24 protein-coding genes are annotated in these 23,914 nt (G+C 71.3%); 13 read left to right on the top strand and 11 right to left on the bottom strand.

Going from position 1 to position 23,914, the window contains the following annotated elements:
* Positions 1–48 precede the first annotated feature (48 nt).
* Positions 49–414 (bottom strand): antitoxin, encoded by a 366-nt coding sequence (locus tag AC1DIW_RS09160; RefSeq protein ID WP_442277624.1) that lies wholly within the window; start codon positions 412–414, stop codon positions 49–51.
* Between the two features lie 246 nt (positions 415–660).
* On the opposite strand from AC1DIW_RS09160, the gene AC1DIW_RS09155 reads away from it, so the two are divergent.
* The gene (locus AC1DIW_RS09155; RefSeq protein WP_442277623.1) at positions 661–1,413 is read left to right on the top strand and encodes an SDR family NAD(P)-dependent oxidoreductase; all 753 of its coding nucleotides are present in this window, start codon (positions 661–663) and stop codon (positions 1,411–1,413) included.
* A 34-nt stretch (positions 1,414–1,447) separates the two neighbouring features.
* Here the strand turns inward: AC1DIW_RS09155 and AC1DIW_RS09150 are convergent, their stop codons facing one another.
* From AC1DIW_RS09150 to AC1DIW_RS09140, 3 genes are all read right to left on the bottom strand, one after another.
* A complete protein-coding gene (locus AC1DIW_RS09150) occupies positions 1,448–2,479 on the bottom strand; it encodes an NAD(P)H-binding protein (RefSeq protein ID WP_478107591.1) in 1,032 nt (343 codons plus the stop codon).
* Positions 2,476–3,027, bottom strand: a complete 552-nt coding sequence (locus AC1DIW_RS09145; RefSeq protein ID WP_478107589.1) for an SRPBCC domain-containing protein — start codon at positions 3,025–3,027, stop codon at positions 2,476–2,478. The genes AC1DIW_RS09150 and AC1DIW_RS09145 overlap by 4 nt, the downstream gene beginning before the upstream one ends.
* Before the next feature lie 129 nt (positions 3,028–3,156).
* Positions 3,157–4,356: a GNAT family N-acetyltransferase gene (locus tag AC1DIW_RS09140; protein ID WP_478107587.1), complete on the bottom strand. Its 1,200-nt coding sequence runs from the start codon at positions 4,354–4,356 to the stop codon at positions 3,157–3,159.
* A gap of 243 nt (positions 4,357–4,599) precedes the next feature.
* On the opposite strand from AC1DIW_RS09140, the gene AC1DIW_RS09135 reads away from it, so the two are divergent.
* Positions 4,600–5,400, top strand: coding sequence for an inositol monophosphatase family protein (locus AC1DIW_RS09135; protein WP_478107585.1), 801 nt, complete (start codon positions 4,600–4,602; stop codon positions 5,398–5,400).
* A 60-nt stretch (positions 5,401–5,460) separates the two neighbouring features.
* Here AC1DIW_RS09135 and AC1DIW_RS09130 read toward each other — a convergent pair whose 3' ends face one another.
* The gene (locus AC1DIW_RS09130) at positions 5,461–6,096 is read right to left on the bottom strand and encodes a hemerythrin domain-containing protein (protein WP_478107583.1); all 636 of its coding nucleotides are present in this window, start codon (positions 6,094–6,096) and stop codon (positions 5,461–5,463) included.
* A gap of 158 nt (positions 6,097–6,254) precedes the next feature.
* Between AC1DIW_RS09130 and AC1DIW_RS09125 the strand changes: the two genes are divergently transcribed.
* On the top strand, positions 6,255–7,682 hold the full coding sequence (locus AC1DIW_RS09125) for an esterase/lipase family protein (RefSeq protein WP_478107581.1): 1,428 nt from the start codon (positions 6,255–6,257) through the stop codon (positions 7,680–7,682).
* A 61-nt stretch (positions 7,683–7,743) separates the two neighbouring features.
* Entirely contained in the window at positions 7,744–8,151 is a 408-nt protein-coding gene (locus tag AC1DIW_RS09120) for a VOC family protein (protein ID WP_478107579.1), read from the top strand.
* A gap of 22 nt (positions 8,152–8,173) precedes the next feature.
* Here the strand turns inward: AC1DIW_RS09120 and AC1DIW_RS09115 are convergent, their stop codons facing one another.
* The 5 genes from AC1DIW_RS09115 to AC1DIW_RS09095 all read right to left on the bottom strand — a co-directional run bounded on the left by AC1DIW_RS09115 (position 8,174) and on the right by AC1DIW_RS09095 (position 13,739).
* Positions 8,174–9,772, bottom strand: coding sequence for an MFS transporter (locus AC1DIW_RS09115; RefSeq protein WP_478107577.1), 1,599 nt, complete (start codon positions 9,770–9,772; stop codon positions 8,174–8,176).
* A gap of 58 nt (positions 9,773–9,830) precedes the next feature.
* Positions 9,831–10,628, bottom strand: a complete 798-nt coding sequence (locus AC1DIW_RS09110) for an arylamine N-acetyltransferase family protein (protein ID WP_478107575.1) — start codon at positions 10,626–10,628, stop codon at positions 9,831–9,833.
* 33 nt (positions 10,629–10,661) lie between these two features.
* Entirely contained in the window at positions 10,662–11,684 is a 1,023-nt protein-coding gene (locus AC1DIW_RS09105; protein WP_478107573.1) for a Y-family DNA polymerase, read from the bottom strand.
* A 52-nt stretch (positions 11,685–11,736) separates the two neighbouring features.
* Positions 11,737–12,741 (bottom strand): patatin-like phospholipase family protein, encoded by a 1,005-nt coding sequence (locus AC1DIW_RS09100; protein WP_442277612.1) that lies wholly within the window; start codon positions 12,739–12,741, stop codon positions 11,737–11,739.
* 80 nt (positions 12,742–12,821) lie between these two features.
* Complete coding sequence (locus tag AC1DIW_RS09095; protein WP_478107571.1) at positions 12,822–13,739, bottom strand: sigma-70 family RNA polymerase sigma factor; 918 nt, start codon at positions 13,737–13,739, stop codon at positions 12,822–12,824.
* A gap of 120 nt (positions 13,740–13,859) precedes the next feature.
* Here AC1DIW_RS09095 and AC1DIW_RS09090 point away from each other — a divergent pair, with 120 nt between their 5' ends.
* The 7 genes from AC1DIW_RS09090 (at position 13,860) to AC1DIW_RS09060 (ending at position 22,488) form a co-directional block, all read left to right on the top strand.
* On the top strand, positions 13,860–14,198 hold the full coding sequence (locus AC1DIW_RS09090; RefSeq protein ID WP_478107569.1) for a VOC family protein: 339 nt from the start codon (positions 13,860–13,862) through the stop codon (positions 14,196–14,198).
* A 335-nt stretch (positions 14,199–14,533) separates the two neighbouring features.
* On the top strand, positions 14,534–15,589 hold the full coding sequence (locus AC1DIW_RS09085) for a LacI family DNA-binding transcriptional regulator (RefSeq protein WP_478107568.1): 1,056 nt from the start codon (positions 14,534–14,536) through the stop codon (positions 15,587–15,589).
* Between the two features lie 120 nt (positions 15,590–15,709).
* Positions 15,710–16,960, top strand: coding sequence for a sugar ABC transporter substrate-binding protein (locus tag AC1DIW_RS09080; protein ID WP_478107566.1), 1,251 nt, complete (start codon positions 15,710–15,712; stop codon positions 16,958–16,960).
* A 4-nt stretch (positions 16,961–16,964) separates the two neighbouring features.
* A complete protein-coding gene (locus AC1DIW_RS09075) occupies positions 16,965–17,975 on the top strand; it encodes a carbohydrate ABC transporter permease (RefSeq protein WP_478107564.1) in 1,011 nt (336 codons plus the stop codon).
* 2 nt (positions 17,976–17,977) lie between these two features.
* Positions 17,978–18,898, top strand: a complete 921-nt coding sequence (locus tag AC1DIW_RS09070; RefSeq protein ID WP_478107562.1) for a carbohydrate ABC transporter permease — start codon at positions 17,978–17,980, stop codon at positions 18,896–18,898.
* 70 nt (positions 18,899–18,968) lie between these two features.
* Complete coding sequence (locus AC1DIW_RS09065) at positions 18,969–20,582, top strand: glucoamylase family protein (protein ID WP_478107560.1); 1,614 nt, start codon at positions 18,969–18,971, stop codon at positions 20,580–20,582.
* Between the two features lie 79 nt (positions 20,583–20,661).
* Positions 20,662–22,488: a glycoside hydrolase family 3 protein gene (locus AC1DIW_RS09060; protein ID WP_478107558.1), complete on the top strand. Its 1,827-nt coding sequence runs from the start codon at positions 20,662–20,664 to the stop codon at positions 22,486–22,488.
* A gap of 22 nt (positions 22,489–22,510) precedes the next feature.
* On the opposite strand, the gene AC1DIW_RS09055 is transcribed toward AC1DIW_RS09060, so the two are convergent.
* Positions 22,511–22,759, bottom strand: coding sequence for a DUF2630 family protein (locus AC1DIW_RS09055; RefSeq protein ID WP_442277603.1), 249 nt, complete (start codon positions 22,757–22,759; stop codon positions 22,511–22,513).
* Positions 22,760–22,802: 43 nt separating this feature from the next.
* Between AC1DIW_RS09055 and AC1DIW_RS09050 the strand changes: the two genes are divergently transcribed.
* Both AC1DIW_RS09050 and AC1DIW_RS09045 read left to right on the top strand, forming a co-directional pair.
* Entirely contained in the window at positions 22,803–23,483 is a 681-nt protein-coding gene (locus AC1DIW_RS09050) for an alpha/beta fold hydrolase (RefSeq protein ID WP_478107556.1), read from the top strand.
* An 86-nt stretch (positions 23,484–23,569) separates the two neighbouring features.
* A complete protein-coding gene (locus tag AC1DIW_RS09045; RefSeq protein WP_442277601.1) occupies positions 23,570–23,911 on the top strand; it encodes an ArsR/SmtB family transcription factor in 342 nt (113 codons plus the stop codon).
* Positions 23,912–23,914: the final 3 nt, after the last annotated feature.

Below are 23,914 nucleotides of genomic sequence, written 5' to 3'. Positions count from 1 at the left end.
CGCCGAGGGGGAGGGGCCCGGCGGCATACGGCCCTTGCGGGTGCCGGCTCAGGTGGGGTTGCCGGCGGGGGTGTCCTCGTCGAAGGCACTGTGCTTGTCGTCGGGCACGGCAGAGGCGGCCGGTGTGGGAGGTGCCGTCCTGTCGTGCTGCTCGACGAGCTTGTCGATGCCCTTGTCGACCGAGGCACGAACCTTGGTCACGGTGTCGGCGTGCTTGCCGCCCGTCTTCTCGTCGATCTTGGCCTCGGCCTTGTCGAGCGCGCCCTCGACCTTGTCCCGGTTCTGCTGGGCGTAGCCGGCGACGGCCGAGACCGCGGCCTTGACCACCTCGACGACCGCGTCGCCCAAGTCCTTGGCCTTGTCCTGCAGGTGGACCTCGTCCGCCTTGTGCTTCAGCTGCTCACCGAATGACACGGTGTCTCCTCGTCTCGCACTGGCCCGACCCACGTCGGGCTCACTGCTTCCACAGTCATACCCCCGGGTCGCTCGCCGCAACCGGGATCCACCCCCAATTCGACCCCGACCGACCCTGAGTCGGCGCGGGAATCGGCGGGATGCCCGAGATGTCCGGGAGCGGATGAACTGCGATGTCGCGCCGACAGGCAGAGACTGAAAGTGCGCGGGAAAGGCCTGTCGCACAACTGAACTGGAGTGATCACCATGGAGCGGCTCGAAGGGCGGGTGGCGCTCGTGACGGGCGCAGCGAGTGGCATCGGCAAGGCGACTGCTCGACGCCTCGCCGAGGAGGGCGCGGCCGTGCTACTGACCGACGTCAACGAGTCCCTGGGCGCCACGACGACCGAGGAGCTGCGGGGCACCGGCGCGAAGGTCGACTTCCTCAGGCACGACGTCGCGAGCGAGTCCGACTGGGAGGCTGCTGTGGCCAAGGCGGTCGAGGAGTTCGGCTCTCTCGGGATCCTCGTCAACAACGCCGGCATGGGTGACCTCGCGACCATCGAGGACACGAGCCTCGCCGACTGGGAGCGCACCATCTCCATCGACCAGACGGGGGTCTTCCTCGGCATGAAGACGGCGGCAGCCCACCTCAAGGCCTCGGGTCACGGCGCGGTCGTCAACATCAGCTCGATCTTCGGCACGAGCGGCGGCTTCGGCACCTCGCCCGCCTACCACGCGGCCAAGGGCGCGGTCCGGACCCTGACGAAGAATGTCGCTCTCCACTGGGCCACCGAGGGCGTGCGGGTCAACTCGATCCACCCGGGCTTCATCGACACCCCGATCCTCGACGCCGCGCGCGGCACCGCCTTCGAGCAGACGATGATCGACCTGACCCCGATGGGGCGCCTGGGACGGCCCGAGGAGATCGCGGCCGGCGTCGCCTACCTCGTCAGCGACGACGCGGCCTTCGTCACCGGGCTCGAGCTCTACATCGACGGCGGCTACATCGCCAGGTGAGCAGGTCCGCCATCGAGTCCCTCGGGCAGCAGGCCTACCGGCCGCGGGCGGCGGACCACAGCCACGCCAGGACCGACCGGTGCCTCGACCATCCCGGGTCGCCCACCGACGGCGCCTGCGGGTCACCGTCGACCGCGGCGCCGTCCGGCGTGCCGTCGCCGGCCCGGGGTGTGGCGAGCGACCGGGTCACCGCGTCCGTGACGCTGAGCCGTCCGCCGGGGGGCTCGCCGATCACGTCGGCGGCATCGCGATGGCCGACCATGTCGTGACCGAGACTCGGGATGAGCGACTGCACCGTGCCGCTCGGCACGTCGACGAGGGCACCGGCGACGCGCGCGACCGTCTCGACGGGGGCCAGCCACACGGGGACCTGCACGCGCAGCAGCCGGGCACGGGTGGCATACGTCCTCAGCAGCGCGACGTAGCTGAGCCGGTCGGGGCCCACGACGTCGAGGTGCCCGGTCACGTCGGGCCGCTCGAGCGCCTCGGCGAGGAACCACACGGCGTCCGCGACGGCGACCGGCTGGATCACCGAGCCGCCCATCCACGCCGGGACGGTCTGCACGACGCCGAGCCGGTGCGACATCTGGCGCATCACCTCGAAGCTCGTGGACCCCGCGCCGACGACCATCGAGGCGCGCAGCGTCAGCACCGAGCAGTCCGCCGTCGCGAGGATCTCCTCGACCTCGAGCCGCGAGAGCAGGTGGTCCGAGAGCTCGTCGTCGGGCAGGTCGGGCACGATCCCCGAGAAGTAGACGAGCCGCGAGGCACCCACGACGCCCGCGGCATACGCGACGTTGTCGGCTGCCTGGCGGTCCAGCCGCATGAAGTCCGGGTCGTCGAGCCCGTGCACGAGGTAGCAGATCGCGTCGACCCCGCGCAGCGCCTCGACGACACGGTCCTCGTCCTGCACGTCGACCCGCCGCCACTCGACGTCACCCGACCAGGGGTATGCCGTCGACGGGCTGCGGTGGTGTGTGGCCACGACGTCGTGGCCGCGTCGCAGCAGCTCCGGCACGAGCCGCGACCCGACGTAGCCGCTCGCACCGACGACGGCGACCCTCATCGGCGTTTGCGCTCGCGCCGGTCGCGCCGGAAGGAGCCGAGAAGGTCGGTCGCGGAGCGGACGAGGTCGAGCGAACCGTCGTCGTCCGCCTCGGCGTCCGCCACCGGCCCGGACACGGCCATGCACGTGAGGAACCGCTCGATGAGCGGGTCGGAGGCGCGCTGGACGAGACCGGTGCCGAAGTCCATCGGGAAGCCGAGGAAGTCGAGGTCGGTGACAAGGTGCGCGCGGGTGCGCTCGCCCTTGTCGATCGGGTGCAGCCTCAGCGTGATGTCGATGGTCGCCTTGCCGAGGCCGTGCCGCTCCTGGCCGGTCGCCGTGAGGCGCGCGCGGCCGCCGTCCTCGTCGCGCTCGACCATCGAGCCGGTGCCGTCGAAGTACATCGACAGCGGACCGAGCTTCGCCTTGATCTCGCCGACGAAGTCGTCGCCGTCGACCTTGGTCACCTTGGCGCCGGGGAAGCACCGGCCGATCCGACGCAGGTCCATGAAGTTCGTCCAGACCACGGCCTGCGGTGCGTCGAGCTCCTGCTCGTGACCGAGTCTCATCGCGTGTCCTTCCGTCGGCCGCGCCGCCCGGCGGGTGGCAGGCGGCGCATGGTCCACCGTGGCATACCCGCACGGGCTCGGGCAGGGGCGGCCCCGTCCAGCACGTGGCTCGCCCCGTTCCGACCCGCGTCAGCCGGGTGAGCCCGCGTCGTGCGTCGCGCGGGCCGGCAGGAGCTCCCAGTAGAGCCCGTCACCCCAGCCGCCTCCGGCGACGCGGTCGACGGCGTGCTCGCGACCGAACTCGACGAAGCCGACGGAGCGCAGCACGGCGTTGCTCGCCGCGTTGTCGGCCGCGGTCTCGGCGACGAGCCGGCGCACCCCGAGGCCGCCCTCGCCGGCGGGGGCCAGCGCGTGCGCGACGGCGAGCCGGGCCGCCTCCTTGGCGGCGCCCCGGCCGCGGGCGCTCGGGAAGAACTGGTAGCCCAGCTCGGCCGCGTCGCCGATCGGGCCGCCGCGACTGAAGAGGGTCACGCTGCCGAGGGCGCGGTCCGTCTCGAGGTCGGCGACGCACCAGTCGACGGCCGTCCCCTCGGACATCCGTTCCTGCCGCGTGAGCAACCAGGCCGCGAAGGTCTCCGGTCGCAGGATCGACCGGGGCGGCATCCAGTGCTCCGGGTCGTCACGTGGCTCGATGGCGTCGACGTCGGCGGGGCGCCACGGACGCAGGCGGACCCGCTCCCCCTCGACCACGGGCGCGGCGAACCACGGCGTCCGTGCCGAGAGCGGGTCGCCCGGGGTGATGCTGGCGGTCCACGTGTCGAGCGCCTCGGCCCCGCCGTCCGGGTCGGGGTGGCTACCGGGGATCGTGCCGTGGAAGGTGAAGCCCGCCGCCCACGCCGCCCGGCGCGAGCCCCAGTTGCCCACGACGGCGCGCCAGTGCACGCGGGTGACCGGCGCGCCCCAGACCGGCGTGGCGAAGGCGTGCGCGACGACGAGCCGCACCGCACGCGACATGAGCCCCCGCCCGCGGGCGTCCGGGTGCAGGCCGAAACCCAGCTCGCCGGCGGAGGGTGCCGCCCCCGGACGCAGGTCGATGGTGCCGCCGTAGCGCGGGGCGCCCGTCTCGTCCGTCCACTCGATGGCCCACGAGCGCGTGCCGCCGGGCTCGCCCCACGCTCTGAGGTTGTGCTCGACCCAGCCCAGGGCGTCATCGCGCGAGTAGGGCCGCGGGACCGTCGTCCAGCGCAGGCTCGCGGGATCGGTGCTCTGCTCGACGATCGCGTCGGCGTCGTCCCGCGAGTGCGCTCGCAGGGTCACGACCCCGTCGGTCAGCGGGACCACGGGGGCCACGGTCGGGATCACGGCGGGCGGCGGGGAGGTGTCGGTCACGGCGTCAGCCTGCCATCCGGCCTACGCCCTCGTCACCGAGGTTTGACCGTCGCGGGTCCCGGGGAAGAAGGCGGACCGGGAGTCGGCAAAGACGACTCCCGGTCCAGTGGCCCGCTTCCCCTCCACAGGCTGCGTACCGAGCCGTACCTACCCGTTCGGTGCTCAGCGCGAACAAGCGAGATGCGTCCGCGCGCCGGACGACCTGCGTCTGCTCCCTCGAGCGGGGCTCGCTAGGTTGGTGGGGTGGAGACCGACGAGGTGCTGGGCCTGCTCATGGACGTTGCCGAGCAGGTCATCAACCCCCGGTTCCGGGCGCTCGCCGACGGCGAGATCCACGAGAAGCGGCCCGGTGACCTCGTCACCGATGCCGACCGTGAGGCGGAGGTGCTCATCACCGCGGCCCTCACCGACGCCTACCCCGACGCGGTCGTGCTCGGCGAGGAGACCTTCGCCGGCGACCCGGCGCTGATGGAGCGGTATGCCGTCGCCGACCACGCCTTCACCGTCGACCCCGTCGACGGCACGAAGAACTTCGTCCACGGCTCGAAGGACCACGCCGTCATGGTGAGCGAGACCGTCGCCGGCGAGGCCGTCCGCGCGTGGATCTGGCAGCCCCAGCACGGGCTCGGCTACGTCGCCGAGCGGGGCGCCGGCACGTGGCGCCACGACGCCGACGGGGCGCAGCGCCTGACGATCCCGGAGCCCGCCGACCCGGGCCTGCGGGGCCGGACCTCCCGCCGCGCCTGGATCGGACGGTCGCTCGCCGGTCTCGAGCCGATGACGCTGACGTGGGTGTCGTGCGGCATCGACTACCCCAAGCTCGTCGAGGGGGAGGCGGACTACATCCTCTACGCCTCCGCCGCGCCGTGGGACCACGTGCCCGGCTCGCTGCTGCTCACCGAGGCCGGTGGCCTCCTCGGCACGACCGAGGGCGTGGCCTACTCACCCCGCGACACCGCGCCCCCGGGCCTGGTCGCCGCCGGCAGCCCCACGGCATACGACCACGTATGCCGCGCACTCGCCTCGAGCGCCCACCTCCCCTGACCCGTGGGCAACTGGGCACTCGACGCAACCTTCCAGTCGAGTGCCCACTTCCCTACGGGGTCACTCCTCCTCTGAGGCGTCGGGCGACGCCTTCTTGGACGGGGCGGAGCTCGCGGGCGCGGTCTTCGCCGCCTTCTTCGCCTTGCTGGCAGCCTTCTCGGCCGTGGCGGAGGCCTTGCCCGTCTTCTTCTCCTCGACGTAGGCCTCGGGGTCCTTGTCGTGCGGGGTGATCCCCTCAGCGGCGCGCACGGCCTCGTAGCGCAGGAACTGGATCGCGATCTCGTGGCGCAGCTCGAGGCTCGCGCGCTGGCGGAAGTCGGCGAGGTCCTGGCGCTCCTCCTCGCCCATGTGGTCGCTGTTGTGGACGTTGGCGTCGACGACGGCCGTCCACCACTCGTCCGAACCGGTGCGGCAGCGCCCGACCTGGCGCACCGACTCGCGGATGTCGTTGTGGTCCTTGACGGCGTCCTCGACCTCCTCGTCGACGGACTCGGCGTCCGCGCCACCGGTGCCGATGCGGAGCAGCTCGGGGTAGAAGTACTTCTCCTCCGCCTCGGCGTGCGTCTCGAGGAGGATCTCGAGCCGCTTCCAGATCGCGGCGAGGCCCTCGTGGTCGTCGCGCGGCCACTCCTCGAGCATGGCGAACATCCGTCGCTGCTCGTCGTGCTGTCGGAGGATGACGTCGGTGATGTCCACGAGGGGGGCCTTTCTGTCGTCCGGGGGTTCCGGATCCACTGTGCCGCATCCATACCCGTTGTCCCCGGTGGGCTGGGCCGTTTCGGGTATCAGCGGACACGCCTGGTGCCACCGTTGGTCGGGAGAGTTCACCGACGCACGATGGGTGGTGGGTCCGCATGACGAGCAACGACCTGGTCGTGGTGCTGCCGGGCATCACGGGCAGCACCCTCGGGGTCCGGGGTGACGACGGCTCGCCGGCCGGCAAGAACCTCATCTGGGCGCCGAGCGGCGGCGCGGTGTGGAAGCTGCTGCGCGGCGGCCAGTCCATCCTCAAGAAGGCGCTGCCCGAGGGGATCGGCGACGGGCATCCGGACGACGGCGTCGAGCCGGTCGCGCTGATGCCCGACGTCCACGCCCTGCCCGGGATCTGGACGCCGATCCGCGGCTACGACGTCCTCGTCAGCGCGCTGGAGACGCAGGGCTACCGGCGGGGCGGGGACGGGAGCGGCAGGCCCGCGTCGCTCATCGCGTACGCCTACGACTGGCGCCTGTCGAACCGCTACAACGGCGAGCGGCTCGGGACCGTCGTGGAGCCCGCGCTGGAGCAGCTGCGGGCGCAGGGCGGGGCGTATGCCGACGCCAAGGTCGTCTTCATCGGCCACTCCATGGGTGGCCTCGTCGCACGCTGGTACATCGAGAAGTGCGGCGGCGCCGAGGTGACCCGCAAGCTCATCACGCTCGGCACGCCGTGGCGCGGTGCGACCGACGCGCTCGAGCAGCTCGTCAACGGCGTCAAGAAGGGGATCGGGCCGCTGTCGGTCGACCTGACGGACTTCTCCCGGAGCATGCCCTCGCTCTTCCAGCTGCTCCCGGAGTATGCGTGCATCAGCAACGCGGGCGGGTGGGCCAAGACGACCGAGGTGCCGGTGCCCAACGTCAGCACCGCGATGGTCGCCGACGCGATGGCCTTCCACACCGACCTCCAGGCCGCCGAGGCAGCGCGCCCGGCGAGCCACACCATGACGCACATGGTCGTCGGCATCCGGCAGCCGAGCCAGACGACGGTGACCTTCCAGGACGGGCACGCGATCACGTCGCAGACCTTCGGCTCAGACAACGACTACGGCGACGGCACGGTCTCGCTGACCGGCGCGGTGGGCCTCGGCGAGGCGCTCGACACGAACCTCGCCGTGCGCGTGCCGGAGCAGCACACCAACCTCCAGTGCAACCAGTTCGTGCTCGACCAGGTGCAGGAGATCCTCACGGCCGTGCCCATCCGCCGGCGCGAGATCACCGACACGAGCGTGCGGGCCGTCGTGCCCGACCTCGTCACGGCGGGCCAGCCGCTCAAGGTGGCCTTCGACCTCGAGTCCGACGAGCCGGGCGCCGACCCGCCGCACAAGGCCGTGACCGTGACGGTGCGGAGCGCGAAGGGGAAGGTGCTCGCCACGGCGGAGCCGGCGCTGCGCCAGGGCCACGGGGTGGCGACGTTCGCCGACCTGCCGCCGGGCACGCACACGGTGGCCATCGCGGGCTCCAGCCCCGAGTCGACGGTGCGACCTGTCGTGTCGACGACCCTCGTATGGCCCGAGCCGACGCACTGAGCCGCCTCGCCCGCCCTCCAGCGCGCGACGTGGTGTCCGCGACTGGTGGTTGAGTGAGCGCATGACCTCAGAGACCACTGGATCGACGATCGGCTGGGACTGCGTCGCGCTCGACTGCGCCGACGCGGCCGGCGTGGCGCAGTTCTATGCCGACCTGCTCGGTGGGACGGTCGACGCCGACCCCGACGGGGACTGGTTCAACGTCGTGTGGGACGGCCCGCGCATCGCGACCCAGCTCGCGCCCGACCACGAGTCGCCCGACTGGCCGCGCGGCCAGCAGCAGGCGCACCTCGACTTCGTCGTCGCCGACATCGCGGCCGCCCACGAGCGGGTGCTCGCCCTGGGCGGCACGGCCCTCGACCCCGTCGAGCCGCCCCAGCCGCAGCCCGAGCGCGGATTCCGCGTCTATGCCGACCCGGCCGGGCACCCGTTCTGCCTGTGCCGTCCGACCAAGGACGCGTGGGGCTGAGCGCTGGACGTGCAGCCGACGCTCAGCCGAGGTCGAGGCCTTCGAGGGAGGACGACGGCCTCTGGTCGGGCAGGCGCAGCATCCGGAACGAGTTGGCGAGTCCCAGCAGGCCGGCGAGCAGGGGCACCAGCAGGGCGATCTGCAGGGACCTGTTCCGGGCCTCGTCGTTGATGGCCAGGACCTCGGCCTCGACGGCCGGCGGCTGCCCGGTGATCTGTTGGTCGAGCTGGGTGTTGCTCATGATCTCGGCGTCGTGCTCGAGGGCCTGCGCGATCTGCTGCTGCTGCGCGGCGGGGATGACGGGACTGTTCTCGACCAGCCGGGTGAAGCTGAACGACAGGGTGGCGAGCATGAGGCCGCCCGCCAGGGCCAGGCCGAAGGAGAGGCCGAAGGACCCGGCGGCGGAGTTGACTCCGGCGGCCTCGCTGACCCGCTCCTCCGCGATGGGAGCGAGCGTGTAGTTGTTCAGCTGTGACACCAGCAGGCCGAGGCCGCACCCCGTGACGGCGAGCGGCACCACGAAGTACCAACCGTTGTCGGCGCGGGGGACGAACGGGATGATGGCCAGCACCCCGAGGCTCGTGAGTAAGAAGCCGGCGCGAATGATCGCGGCGGGGCGTCGGTCACCGGCTTTCTTCCCGGCCAACACTGCGGCCGCGAACATGCTCAGCGAGAGCGGGGCCAGCGACAGGCCGGACTGTAGGGCGTTGTACTCGAGCGTCATCTGGAAGTAGAGCGGGAGGGCGATCATGGCGCCGCCCAGCGTGACCTGTTGCAGCAGCTGGCCCGAGACCCCGGCCGTGAAGTTCGGGTGACGGAACAGGTCCGGGTCGAGCAGGGTGACCCGACCGGCTCGCTTGCGCCTGATCAGCCACCGAGCCAGGAGCACGAGGGCCACGGCCCCGACAGCCATGAGCAGACCGACGAGCTCACCGCCTTCCTGCCAGACGAGGATCCCGAGCACCACCCCGCCCATGCCGATGACGGACAGGACCGCGCCGACGACGTCGATCTTGCGCGAACCGGTGTAGGCGACGTCCCGGACCAACCGGATCTGGCTCAGGACGACGACGATGATGAGGACCTCGAGTGCGAACCCGACCCGCCACGACAGGTACGTGGTGACGAACCCGCCGATCAGGGGGCCGATCGCGGCTGCGACGGCGGCTGAGGCGCCGACGAGTGCGTAGGCCTGCTTCTGGGCGGCGCCAACGAAGTTGCCGTGGATCAGCGACTGCATCGCGGGCAGGAGCAATGAGGCTCCGAGCCCACCGATGATCGCCCAGAAGATGATGATCGCCGTGAGGCTCTGGGCGAGCGTCATCGCGAGCGCGCCGACCGCATATCCGAGCAGGCCCAGCACGTAGGCCCGCTTGCGCCCGATCAGGTCGCCGACCTTGCTGTTGATGAGGATGAAGGCGGCCGAGACCAGCGCCTCGAGCGCGATGGCCGACTGCACGCCGCTGGCGGTCGTGTCCAGGTCGACGACGACCGCCGAGATCGACACGTTCATGAGCGAGGTGTCGACCACGAGGACGAACATCGCCATGGCCAGCAGGAGCATCAGGCGGCGGCTCCCCGAGGCGTCGGGATCCGATCCTTGGGCGGGGTTTTGCGTCATGTCACCCTCTCGGCCACCGAATGGGCCGAAGTCTATCGAGGCCGGGCCGGCGCGTCCGTCAATCGAAGACGATGCCGAAGTGCTCGGCGAGGGCCGCGCGGACCGCGTCCTCGTCGGGGAGCTCGCTCTCGTCGCGGCGGCCATGGGTCGTCGTGATGAGACGGGTGCCGCTCAGGGTGACCCGCCCCGTCGGGGTGAGCAGCGAGGCGACACGCGACCTGGTGAAGTGGCTCTCGGGCGAGGTCTGCTGCCACTCGTTGCGATCGGCGAAGTCGGCCAGCGTGCGTGACGTCGTCGTGAAGACGAAGCGGTCCTGCCAGTCCTCGCCGTCGCGGCGCTCGCGGAAGGCCCACGTGACGTCTCGCCGGGCCAGCCCCACCGTGTGGCCGCGCTCGCGCCGCTCGAAGTCGTCGTGCAGCGGGAGCGGCTCGATGAACCCCTCGCCGAATCCGACGTCGGCGAGCACGGGCTCCTCGAGGCGGCCGCCGGAGACGACGAGCGCGACGTGGTCGAAGTCGTCGGTGAGCCCGCCGGCCGCGGTGGCCACGCGCGCGGAGACGAGGTCGACGGCATACCCGAGACTGCGCAGCAGCAGCGCGAAGAGGCCGTTCAGCTCGTAGCAGTAGCCACCCCGCCGGGCGCGGACGACCTTGTCCAGCAAGGCAGCCCGGTCGAGGCGGATGGGTCGGCCGAGCGCGATGTCAAGGTTCTCGAAAGGGACGGCCGTCAGGTGCGCCCGGTGCAGTGACGCGAGCGCCGCGGAGGTCGGCGCCTCCGGGGGTGGGGCGCCGATGCGCGAGAGGTAGGCGGCGGCCTCGTCGGGGGAGAGGGCGTCGGTCGTGGTCGGAGTGGTCACCCGGTCATCCTGCGACCTCGAGTGGACGTGAGGTCAAGCAGGAGTCGGCAGCGGCAGCGTCACGCCGACCATCGTGACGCCTCGCCCGTCCCGCTCGTATGCCGTGCGCTCGAGCAGGAGCGCCGCGGCAGTCCGCAGGGCGGCGCGGTCGAGGGTGGGGGCGTCGAGCCGCCCGCGCTCGAGCACCTGGGCGCCGTCGTCGTAGCGCACCAGCACCTCGAGGCGGCTCGGGAGCCGGGTCGGCGCGTCGAGGTCGAGCACGCGGGTCACGGCCCGGTCGACGCAGCCGTCGAGCACCGCGACGACCTTCGACCGCGTGCGCGTGGCGGGGAAGGAGCGGCTGGCGCTCACCGACCGGCGGGCTCGAGGGAGACGGATCGTCGCGTCGTCGGTGCCGCGCTCGATGGACAGGAGGCGACGCGCCATCGCCGTGCTGACGATGCGCTTGAGGTCGCCCTCGTCGAGGCCATGAAGGTCGGAGACGACGAAGAGCCCTGCGGCGTGGAGCTTGTCGTAGGTCGTGGGCCCGACACCCCACAGCTCGTCGAGGCGCAGGCGCGGTCGGACCCGGGCCTCGAGCTCTGCGTCGACGACGAGGAGGCCGTCGGGCTTGGCGCGGCGGCTCGCGAGCTTGGCCATCAGCTTGGTGCGCCCGACCCCGACCGACACCGGCAGCCCGATCTCGGCTCGAGCGGCGGTGCGCAGGGCGACGGCGATCCCCCTCGGGTCGCCCTGGTCGCGCCCGGTGACGTCGAGGAACGCCTCCTCGACCGAGCCGGGCTCGACGAGGGGAGTGAACCGGTGGAAGATCTCGAACAGCCGAGCGGACGCCTCCTCGTAGGCCTCGGTGCGGTAGCCCGTCACGAGCACCTGGGGCCAGCGCCGCTGCACCTGACGTAGCGGCATACCGGCGTGGATGCCGAGCGCGCGCGCCTCGTAGGACGGGCACGCGACGACCTCGTGGGCGACGACCATCGGCCGGCCGCGCAGCGAGGGGTCGTCGCGCTGCTCGACCGAGGCGAGGAACGCGTCCGCGTCGGCGTGCAGGAGAACCACAGGGTCAGTCTCGCTCGCGGCACCGACACCCGGCCGAGACAAGGCGCGTAGGTCAGTAGCCCGCCTGGTCGAGGGCCTCGGTCGTCAGCTGGCGGCCGAGCTCGATCATCTCCGCAGCGCGATGGAAGTCGAGGGTGCGCACCGCGTTCGACGGGACGGTGACGAGCACGTCCGGGGGGTTGCTCGCCATCCGGTAGCGGGAGATGAGGGCGCTCATCGTGTCGAAGGACATGTTGAGCAGGTCGAGGAGCCCGACGTCGGCGGACCGGACGACGAGGGCGTCCGCCGGGGACTGCGGGAGGTCGTCGAGGGCCTCAGGCGGGATCGTCTGGTTGTGGTCGAGGTCCCGGGCATGGCCCCCGAACCGGCTCGTGATGGCCCGGACCCGCTCGGACTCGAGCACCTCGGTGGCGCTGCGGCGCAGGCGGGTCGTCCACTCCTCGCGCGGGACCGGTTCCGACGACTCCTTGACCGGGGTCGTCGGACCACCCCCTGAGGTGCGCATCCCGGACAGGGAGATGGCGATCGTCAGGTCCGCCGAGGCCGCGGCGGTCGGCTCGATGGGGATCGGGTTGATGAGGCCGCCGTCGACGAGCACCCGCCCGTTGATGACCGCGGGGGTGATGACGCCCGGGATCGCGATCGAGGCCCGGATCGCGTGCTCGACGGGCCCCCGCTGGAACCACACCTCGCGTCGCGCGTTGATGTCGGTCGCGACCGCCGTGTAGGGGATCGGCAGGCTCTCGATCGTCGCACCGTCGAGGATCTCACCGACCTTCGCGATGATCCGCTCGGCCCGGATCGCCCCGTTCGGGGAGGTGATGCTGAGGTCGAGCAGCCGCCACACCTCGCGCTGCGTCAGGCTCCGCGCCCAGTCGGTGTAGGCCTCGAGCTTGCCGGCCGCGGCGACTCCGCCGACGAGCGCGCCCATCGAGGTGCCCGCGATCGACACGACCTCGAAGCCCCGCTCGGCGAGCACCTCGAGCGCGCCGACGTGGGCGTAGCCCCGGGCCCCGCCCGAGCCGAGCACGACCGCCGCACGCATCCCCTCTGCCACACCCCAGACGATACGACCACCCGAAGGGGCCCTGGTGTGGGTCAGTGTGGGTCCGTGTGGGTCAGTGCGGGTCGATGCGGTCAGGACGGCAGGTAGTAGATCTCCATGGTCCTGAGCCTGGCCCGGTCGGCGACCATCTCGATGCCGGTGACGACGTCCCCCTCGACGGTGAAGCGGAACGCCACCTGCGGCTCACCGTGCAACGTCCACACCGCGCCGACGCCGCCGTCGAAGGCTGCGAGCCGCGCCGACTTCGCGCCGCCGTTGAAGCGCTGGGCCACGGCGTCCGGGCCGCGCAGCTGCGCGGGTGCGCCCATGGCCGTGGCGGCCTCGTCGGCCGTGAGCACGACATCGGGGTCGAGCATCTCGAGCAGTGCCGCGAAGTCCCCGCCGCGCGCCGCGGCGAGGAAGGCGCTGACGACCTCGCGCTGGCGCGTGCGGGCCGGGCTCGTCTCGGCGGCGTCGGCGGACCGGACGCGTCGCCGCGCGCGGCTCGCGAGCTGGCGGGTGGCGGCGGGGGAGCGGTCGACGATGTCCGCGATCTGCTCGAACGGCATACCGAAGAGGTCGTGCAGCACGAAGGCGAGCCGCTCGGCGGGGGCGAGGGTGTCGAGGACGACGAGCAGGGCCAGTCCGATGCTGTCGGCGAGCTCGGCCTCGCTCGCCGGGTCGGGCGCGTGCCGGCCCGTGGGACCTGCCTCGACACGGCCCTCGCCCGTCCCGACGAGGTCGGCCAGGCCCGCGTCCCAGCTGTCCTCGCGGCGGGAGCCGCGGGACCGCAGCATGTCGAGGCTGATCCGCCCGACGACGGTCGTCAGCCAGCCGGCGAGGTTGGCCACCTCGCTCGTGTCGCTCCGACTGAGGCGCAGCCACGCCTCCTGGACGGCGTCGTCCGCGTCCGCCGCCGAGCCGAGCACCCGGTAGGCGACGGCGCGCAGCCGCGGTCGCTGCTGCTCGAAGTCGCGGGCCAGCCACTGCTCGCGGGGGCTGTCGTCCATCTGGTCACATCCTCGGGTCGTGGTCCGTCATAGCACTGACGAACCGGTGCCACCCGATGTGACACCGCGATCACCGCCACCACCATCACCATCACCATCACCATCACCAAGGAGAGACCGATGTCTGCTGTGAACACGCTCATCTACCCCGTCGCCGACCTCGACGCCGCGAAGAAGGTCTTCACCACCCTGCTCGGGGCCCAGCCGCACACCGACCAGCCCTACTACGTCGGCTACAACGTCGGCGGCCAGGAGATCGCCCTCGACCCCAACGGGCACCGCAAGGGCCTGACGGGCGGCACGCCGTACTGGTCGGTCGACGACCTCGAGGCGACGCTGGCGTCCATCGTCGAGGCCGGCGCGACGGTGGCCCAGAAGGCCACCGACGTCGGTGGCGGCCGCACCGTCGCCGTCCTCGCGGACACCGACGGCAACATGATCGGCCTGATGCAGGGATGACCTGCGTGACCGCACGCGCCCGTGGCTGAATTCGGCTCTGCGGCAAGCGTTTAGCCGACCCGCCGGGTGCCTGTGCCAAGGCGGCGTAGCGGCGTCACGGCATACGCCAGTGGGTATGGGCCACGGCTGGCGACGAGGGGCCGGGCGGGTGTCGACGACGCCCCGGCCGGCCCCTCCTGGCGGCCCCGAGTCGCGGCCCGATCTTGCGCGATCGGTCCGATCCGTGCACTATTGGTGTTCCAGATGTAAGCGCTTACAAGCAAATGCCGACCGCTCCCGGTGGGTATGGACAAAGCGCGCCAGACGACTCGACGACGAGACGAAGGAGGTGGCCCGTGGCGACGACCCCACGCCAACGCTCCGGCTCCACCACGTCGTCCACCTCGTCCACCACGCCGGCCGGCGCCACGATCTACTCCGTCGCCGAGCGCGCGGGCGTCTCGATCGCCACCGTCTCCCGGGTCCTGCAAGGCGCCGGAACGGTCTCGGCGACGTCCACGCAGAAGGTCCTCGACGCCGTCGAGGAGCTCAACTACGTGCCGCTCGGCGCGGCCCGCAGCCTCGCCGTCCGGCACCACGAGGCGCACGGCCTCGTCCTGCCCGAGCTCTCCGGCCCCTACTACTCCGAGCTGCTCATGGGCTTCGAGTCGCGCGCTGCCGAGCTCGGCCAGAGCGTGACGTTGATGCTGACCGAGGGTAAGGCCGACATCGCGCGCGCGGTGCGCCAGCTCGCCACCCACGTCGACGCGATCGCGGTCCTCGGCTCGGCCGCCATGCCGCCGGCCGTCGCACGCGCCCTGCACGGTCAGAAGCCCGTCGTCATCATCGCCGGCGCACCCCAGGACGGCATCGAGAGCGTCCGCGCCGAGAACGCCCACAGCGCCGAGCAGCTCACCGAGCACGTGCTGGCCCACGGCCGCACCCGGCTCGTCTTCGTCGGTGACCCCGGGGGCGCCCCGGACATCAACGAGCGTCACGCCGGCTTCGTCGCCGCCCACCGCGCCCGTGGCCTCGAACCGGCCGAGCCGGTCCGGGTCCCCTTCCGCGAGGGGGAGGGTGAGGCCGTCGCCGAACGCGTGCTCGCCGGCGAGATCGACACCGATGCCCTCGTCTGCGCCAACGACGAGCTCGCCCTGGCGGTGATGACCCACCTGCAGGACGCCGGCCGCGACGTGCCCCGTGACATCGCCGTCGTCGGCTGGGACGACGTCATGACCTCCCGCTACGTGCGGCCCGGACTGACGACCGTGCGCCAGCCCGTCCACGAGCTCGGCGTCATCGCCGCCGAGCGCCTGCACCAGCGCGTCTGCGGAGACCAGCCCCGGCTGGAGCCCCAGATCCTGCCGACCGAGGTCGTCATCCGCGGATCCTGCGGCTGCGGCGATCGCTGACCGCCTCCCCGAAACCTGAACCTGAACCCGACCCCACCCCACGCTCCCGACACAGCCGTCGGAGAACACCGAGAAAGTGAGACACCGATGAGACGCACCACAGCCATCACGGTCGCGTGCATGACTGCCGCGGCCCTCACCGTGAGCGCCTGCGGTCGCAGCGCCGACAACGGCGGCGCCGCCGGCCAGACCGGGGCCGCCGTCAGCAGCGGCAAGGCCACCGGCACGATCACCGTCTGGGCCATGGGTGCCGAGGGCGACAACCTGTCGAAGCTGACCCAGGACTTCGAGGCCGCCAACCCCGGCGTCAAGGTCCAGGTCACGGCCATCCCGTGGTCTGCCGCACACGACAAGTTCACGACCGCCATCACCGCCGGCAAGACGCCGGACGTCGCCATGGTCGGCACGACGTGGATGGGTGAGTTCGCCAGCAGCGACGCGCTCGACCCGACGCCCGCCCAGATCGACAAGTCCGCCTTCTTCGACGGCGCCCAGAAGACGACCGAGGTGAACGGCACCTCCTACGGCATCCCGTGGTACGTCGAGACGCGCGTCGTCTACTACCGCTCCGACCTGGCCAAGAAGGCCGGCTACGAGTCCGTCCCCACGGACTGGAAGGGCCTGCACGACATGGCCAAGGCCATGCAGACCAAGGCCGGCGCGAAGTGGGGCATCGGCCTGCAGGCCGGCGGCGAGGGCTCGTGGCAGTCCGTCATGCCCTTCGCGTGGAGCGACGGCGCGGACCTGACGAAGAACGGCGGCAAGGCCTACAACTTCGACAGCCCGCAGCTGCTCAAGGCCACGCAGTACTACCAGTCGTTCTTCACCGACGGCATCTCCGACAAGAGCGCCCCGGCGACCCCGACGACCGAGCCCGACTTCGCCAGCGGACGGGTCCCGATGTTCATCTCCGGCCCGTGGGAGATGGCTGCGGTCGAGAAGGTCGGCGGCGCCGGCTTCAAGGACAAGTACAACGTCGCGCCGATCCCCGCCGGCTCCGCCGGGTCGTCCTCGTTCGTCGGCGGCTCGAACTTCGTCGTCTTCAAGAACACGAAGAATCGCGACACCGCGTGGAAGTTCGTCTCGTGGCTCGCCGACCCGAAGGTCCAGTCGAAGTGGTACTCCATCTCGACCGACCTCCCCTCGGTCAAGAGCGCCTGGCAGGACCCGTCGTTGTCCTCGGACAAGAAGCTCGCCGTCTTCGGCAAGCAGCTCGAGACGGCCAAGGCCCCGCCGTCGTTCCCGACGTGGGAGCAGGCCGTCAAGGGTCTCGACACCGAGATGGAGAAGATCACCAAGACCGGTGAGGACCCGGCCACCGGCCTCAAGACGGCCCAGCAGCAGGCCGACTCCATCGGGACGGGTCTGTAGTCCGATGACCGCCCAGACCGGCACGACCGGGTCCCCCACCGGGCCCGTGACGCCACCTCCGATCACCGCCCCGGGACGGCCCGACGACGGGTCGTCCCGGGGGACCGGCGACGGAGGGTCCCGTCGGCGGGCCGGGACGGCCCGCCGACGGGAGGGGCGGGCGGCCTGGATCCTCGCGATCCCCTTCTGCCTGCTCTTCCTCGCCTTCACCGCCTGGCCGGTGATCCAGTCCCTCTTCATGAGCATCACCGACACCAAGGCCCGCGACCTGCGACACCCCTTCAGTGTCAACATCATCGGGCTGGACAACTTCACCAAGGCGCTGTCGGACCCCACCTTCCGCAAGGCGGCCGGCAACACCGCCTACTTCGTGCTCGTCGGTATGCCGCTGACGCTCGTCGTCGCCCTCGCCGCGGCGGTCGCGCTCGACAAGGGGATCACCCGCTTCCGGGCGATCTTCCGCCTCGGCTTCTACATGCCGGTCATCACCTCGATCGTCGCCGTCGCCGTCGTGTGGCGTTTCCTCCTGCAGGACCCGGGCGGCCTCATCAACACGGCCCTCGGCTGGGTCGGCATCACCGGGCCCAACTGGCTCGGCGACCCGCACTGGTCGATGCCCTCGCTGATCCTCATGGCGTCGTGGCGCAACTTCGGCACGGCGATGATCATCTTCCTCGCCGGCCTGCAGGCGGTGCCCGCCGAGCTCCACGAGGCGGCCGCCATCGACGGCGCGAGCGCGTGGAAGCGGTTCCGCTTCGTGACCATGCCGCTGCTGCGCCCGACCCTGCTCTTCGTCATGGTCACGACCGCCATCGGCTACCTCCAGTTCTTCGAGGAGCCGTTCGTCATGACCCAGGGCGGACCGCTGAACAGCACGGTCTCGCTGTCGATGTACACCTACCAGCAGTTCGGCTTCGGCAACTACGGCCTCGCATCGGCGATGAGCTACCTCATCTTCGTCGTCATCGCGATCGTAACCGCCCTCCAGTTCCGCCTGCTCCGAGAGAGGACCTGACCATGTCCGTCGACACCGCAACGCGGCCGACCGGACCGGCTCCCGCACCGGGCCGGGCCAACCGGCGGACCCGCTCGGGCAGGACCGGGTCCGGCATGGTCGGCGCGAGCCAGGGCGGCCGCTGGTGGCTCTACCTCGTGCTCGTGGTCGCGCTCGTCGCCGTCATCGCCCCGTTCGCCTGGATGGTGCTCGGCAGCTTCAAGGGCGAGGGCGAGCTGCGTCAGATCCCGCCGACCTGGCTGCCCCAGCACGCCTCGCTCGACAACTACACCCAGCTGTTCAGCAAGCTGAGCTTCGGGAAGTACTTCACCAACTCCATCGTCGTCGCGGTCGTCGTGACGGCCGGCAACCTCATCTTCTGCTCGATGCTCGGCTACGCCCTGGCGATGCTCGACTTCAAGGGCAAGAAGGCCATTTTCATCGCCGTCATGGGCACGCTGATGATCCCCGGCGTCGTGACCTTCGTGCCGCTCTTCGTCCTCGTCGCGAACGCCGGTCTCATCGACACCATCCCCGGCCTCTTCCTGCCGTTCCTCGTCAGCCCGTTCGGCGTCTTCCTCATGCGCCAGTTCATCCTCGGGCTGCCCAAGGACCTGCTCGACGCGGGACGTGTCGACGGCGCCGGAGAGCTGCGGATCTTCTTCCGCATCATCCTGCCGCTCTGCGGCCCCGCCCTGGCGACGCTGGGGATCCTGACGTTCCTCGGCAGCTGGAACAACTTCCTGTGGCCGCTCGTCGTGGCGCAGTCCGAGGACCGGTACACCCTCCCGGTGGCCCTCGCCCTCTACTCGACCGGCCAGAACAGCACGAACTACGGGCTGCTGCTCGCGGGCGCGACCGTCGTCATCATCCCGATCCTCGTGGTCTTCCTCATCTTCCAGAAGCGCTTCATCGAGGGCATCGCGACCACCGGCCTGAAGTAACGCGCCGGGACCCCCCATTTTCCGACCCCTCGACGCAAGCGTGAACCGAACCTGAAACGGAGCACAGCCCATGTCCGACCTCACGATCCCCACGACCAGCCGGCGCAGCCTGCTCATCGGGGGCGCCGCCTCCGTGGCGGCGCTCGCCCTGGCTCCCGCGGCCGCAGCACAAACGGCCCCCGCCCGGTCCACGCCCGCGCTCATCCGACGCGGCGCCCCCGTCCTCGACAGCCGCCGCCTGCACGGCTGGGCCGCCGACACGTGGCGCAGCATCGTCGCGATGACCGACCCGAGGACCGGCCTGCCGGCCGACAACATCCCGGAGTCGCTCGCCGCCAAGGACCGCTCGGGCTACACGTCGCCGACCAACATCGGCGGCTACCTGTGGTCGACCATCGCAGCCCGCGAGCTCGGCATCATCACGCGTGGCGAGGCGACGGCCCGGATGATCGGCACCCTCAAGACGGTCGATCGGATGCAGCACCACACGCCGAGCGGGATGTACTACAACTGGTACGACCCTGCCACGGGCGCGGTCCTCACGACGTGGCCGGACGACGGGAATCGCGTCTACCCGTTCCTCTCGAGCGTCGACAACGGTTGGCTCGGAGCGGCCCTCATCGTCGTCATGAACTCCGATCGCGCCGCCGGCCAGTGGGCCAAGCGGATCTTCGACCGGATGCGCTGGGACATGTTCTACGACTCGGACACCGCGCACCCCGGGGTGCGTCCCGGCGGCCTCATGCACGGCGGCTTCTATGACGCCCCGCCGCCTCCCGGCTTCGCGGGCTACACCGGCAACCACATCGGCGTCGGTCCGGACGTCTGGTACACCAACCACCACTACGACACGGCTGTCTCCGAGACCCGCATCACGACCTACCTCGGGATCCTCACGGGCCAGGTGCCGGCGACGGCGTACTACGCGACGTGGCGCACCTTCCCGGACGCGTGCGACTGGTCGTGGCCCGAGTCCCGCCCGACGGGCGTCAACCGGACGTACTTCGGCGTCGACGTCTACGAGGGCGCCTACACCTACCGCGGCATGCACATCGTGCCGGGCTGGGGCGGCTCGATGTTCGAGGAGCTCATGCCGGACGTCTTCGTCGACGAGGCCCGCTGGGCACCGAACAGCTGGGGCCGCAACCACCCGCTCCACGTCCGGGCCCAGCGCGAGCACGGTCTCGTCGAGGCCGGCTACGGCTACTGGGGCTTCAGCCCGTCGAGCGACCCCTTCGGCGGCTACCGGGAGTACGGCGTGGACGCCCTGGGCCTCAACCCCGACGGCTACTTCTCCGACGAGCAGAAGACGAACTACGACGCGGGGTTCGGCGACTGCCGTCCGGCGACGAACCCGACGCCGACCTACGGCGACGGTGTCGTGACGCCGCACGCGTCCTTCCTCGCGATGATGCACGAGCCGGGTGAGGCGTACGCCAACCTGGCGAAGCTGCAGGCCGACTTCGACTCCTACGGCCGGGGTGGCTTCTTCGACGCCGTGGCCGTGCGGTCGGGCACCGTCGCGCGTCGCTACCTCTCCCTCGACCAGGCGATGATCATGGGCTCGGTGGGCAACGTCCTCGGTCAGGACGTGATCCGACGAGCGTTCAGCACCAAGGCTGTCGAGAGCCGACTGCGCCCGGTCATCGGCATCGAGCAGTTCGGCGCCAGCCCGGTGGCCTGACCGCCCCCCAGAACTCGTGGCCGCCCGACCGCACGCGTCGGGCGGCCACGAGCCCCTCACCGAACGAAAGGCTTCACCCGTGCGCCCCGAGCTCCGAACCACCCAGGACGGCGTCGCCTACCGCGACCTGAACGGCAACGGCCGGATGGACCCCTACGAGGACCCGCGCCGGCCCGTCGAGGAGCGTGTGGAGGACCTGCTCGGTCGCCTCTCCCTCGAGGAGAAGGTCGGGCTGATGTTCCAGACCGTCATCGAGGCCGGCTCGGACGGAACGGTGCTCGAGCAGCCGGGTGCCATCAGCAAGTCGCCGACGAGCGCCGTCGTGCTCGAGAAGCACCTCAACCACTTCAACGTCCACGCGCTCGACGACCCGCGGATGGCGGCCCGGTGGAGCAACGCCCTGCAGGCGCTCGCCGAACGCACACCACACGGCATACCGGTGACGGTGTCGACCGACCCGCGGCACGCGTTCATCGAGAACGTCGGGGTCTCCTTCTCCGCCGGTGCCTTCTCGCAGTGGCCCGAGCCGCTCGGGCTCGCGGCGCTGCGCGACGCGGACGCGGTGCGGCGCTTCGCCGACATCGCCCGGCAGGAGTATGCCGCGGTCGGCATCCGCGCCGCGCTGCACCCGACGCTCGACCTCGCGACGGAGCCGCGCTGGGCGCGCCAGGCGGGCACGTTCGGTCAGGACCCTGACTTGGTGACAGAGCTGGGTGTCGCGTATCTCAAGGGCTTCCAAGGGGATTCGCTCGGGCCGGGCAGTGTCGCGTGCACGAGCAAGCACTTCCCGGGAGGCGGACCGCAGAAGGACGGCGAGGACGCGCACTTCCCCTACGGGCGCGAGCAGGTCTACCCCGGTGGGCGATTCGCCGACCACCTCAAGCCGTTCCCGTCGATCATCGAGGCCGGCACGGCGGGGATCATGCCGTACTACGGGATGCCGGTCGACCTCGTCGTCGACGGCGTCGACATCGAGCCGATCGGCTTCGGCTACAACAAGCAGGTCGTCACGGGCCTGCTCCGCGAGAAGCTCGGCTACGACGGCGTCGTCGTCACCGACTGGGAGCTCGTCAACGACAACCACGTCGGCGACCAGGTGCTGCCGGCCCGCGCGTGGGGCGTCGAGCACCTCGACCCGCACGGCCGGATGGAGCTCATCCTCGAGGCCGGGGCCGACCAGTTCGGCGGCGAGGAGTGCGTCGACATCCTCCTCGACCTCGTGGCGCACGGCCGGGTCACCGAGGCGCGCATCGACGAGTCGGCACGCCGCATCCTCGCCGTGAAGTTCCGGCTCGGCCTGTTCGACGACCCCTACGTCGACGAGGACGCCGCCGCAGCGACGGTGGGACGAGGCGACTTCCGCGACGAGGGGTATGCCGCCCAGACCCGTTCGGTGACGGTGCTGCACAACGAGGGTGGTCGCCTCCCGCTCGAGCAGGGCCTGCGCATCTACGCCGAGCGGCTCTCACCCGAGGCGGTCGTCCGGCACGGCAAGCTCGTCGAGCGGCCCGAGGACGCCGACGTGGCGGTCGTGCGACTCACGGCGCCCTTCGACCCGCGCTCTGACCTCTTCCTCGAGTCCTGGTTCCACCAGGGGTCGCTCGACTTCCCGCCCGGTCTCATCGCCCGGCTCGAGCGGATCGCCGCCGTCTGCCCGCTGGTCATCGACGTGGTGCTCGACCGGCCCGCCGTCGTGACACCGCTGCTGCGCTTCGCCTCGGCGGTCGTCGGCAGCTTCGGCAGCAGCGACGACGCCCTGCTCGACGCCCTGACCGGCACCATCGCGCCCGTGGGTCGCCTGCCGTTCGACCTGCCCCGCTCCATGGACCAGGTGCGGGCCCACGGCGAGGACGTGCCGGGCTACGACGACCCGCTCTTCCGCTTCGGCCACGGCCTCACGATCTGAGCGGTCCTGGGGGAGAGCCCGCTCAGCCCGTGTAGCCCTCGACGGTGCGCTCGGAGCGGACCTGGGCGTCGTCCGGGTTGTCGCCGAACTCGCGCTTGGCCCGTCGCTGGCGCAGCAGGTCCCAGCACTGGTCGAGCTCGACCTCGACGCTGCGCAGTCGTGCGTGCTCCTCGTCGACGGTGATCTCGCCTGACTGGAGCGCGCCCCGGAGGCGGTGCTCCTCGTCGATGAGCGAGGTGATGCGGTCCTGGATCGAGGGGTCGTCAGCCATGTCGTCACCTTGGCACGGCGCGACGGCGCCGTCGAGGTCTAGCATGTGGACAGTGACCACATTCGCGCTCGTGCCCGGCGCCGGCGGGGCCGCCTGGTACTGGCACCGCGTCGTGCCGCTCCTCGAGCAGGCCGGCCACGAGGCCCTGGCCATCGACCTTCCCGGCGATGATCCGGCCGCCGGCCTGGGGGAGTATGCCGCCCTCGTCCTCGACGCGGTCGCCGGCCGTGACGACGTGGTGGTCGTCGGGCAGTCGATGGGCGGGTTCACGGCGCCCATCGTCGCCGTGCGTCGCCCTGTCGCCGGACTCGTGCTGCTCAACGCGATGGTGCCGTTGCCGGGGGAGACGGCCGGCGCCTGGTGGGAGGCTGTCGGAGCCGAAGGGGCGCGGGTCGCGGCGGCCCGGGCCGGTGGCTACGACGAAGAGTTCGACCTCGGCACGTACTTCCTCCACGACGTGGACCCGGTCGTCGCCGCAGGTGGGGCGCAGCACGAGCGTCCCGAGGTCGAGCGCGCCTTCGAGACGCCGTGTGACATCGAGGCGTGGCCCGACGTCCCGACTCGCGTCGTCGCTGGTGCCGACGACCGCTTCTTCCCGCTCGAGCTGCAACGTCGCGTGGCCCGCGACCGACTCGGCCTCGAGGTCGACGTCGTGCCCGGTGGTCATCTCGCCGCCCTCTCGCGGCCGGCCGAGGTGGCGGCCTACCTGTTGTCCACGCCCTGAGCGCTCGCGGTCGGCGACGATGGCCCTTCACCAAGCACCCGTGACGAGGCTGTTGACGCATGCCGATATCGGAATATGATGGCTCCATGGCACGTGCAGCGACGACGTCGGACGTCTTCAACGCGGTGGCCGAGCCGCAGCGCCGGGAGATCCTGGTGCTGCTTCGCGGGGGCGAGCGGCCGGTGACCGAGCTGGCGCAAGAGCTGGGGATCACCCAGCCGGGGGCATCCAAGCACCTGCGGGTGCTCCGTGAGGTCGGGCTGGTGCGGGATCGCAAGGCCGGCAAGCAGCGGCTGTACTGCCTCGACGCCCGCGGGCTGCGACCGGTTCACGAGTGGACCGGCGGGTTCGAGCGGTTCTGGAACGAGAGCTTCGACCGGCTGGACGAGTACGTGCAGGACCTCGAGCAGGCACGACAGGAGGAGTGACCG

This window comes from Terrabacter sp. 01T434, assembly GCF_056398545.1.
Note: the sequence above shows the minus strand (reverse complement) of the source record. Positions and strands in the feature narration are given on the sequence as shown.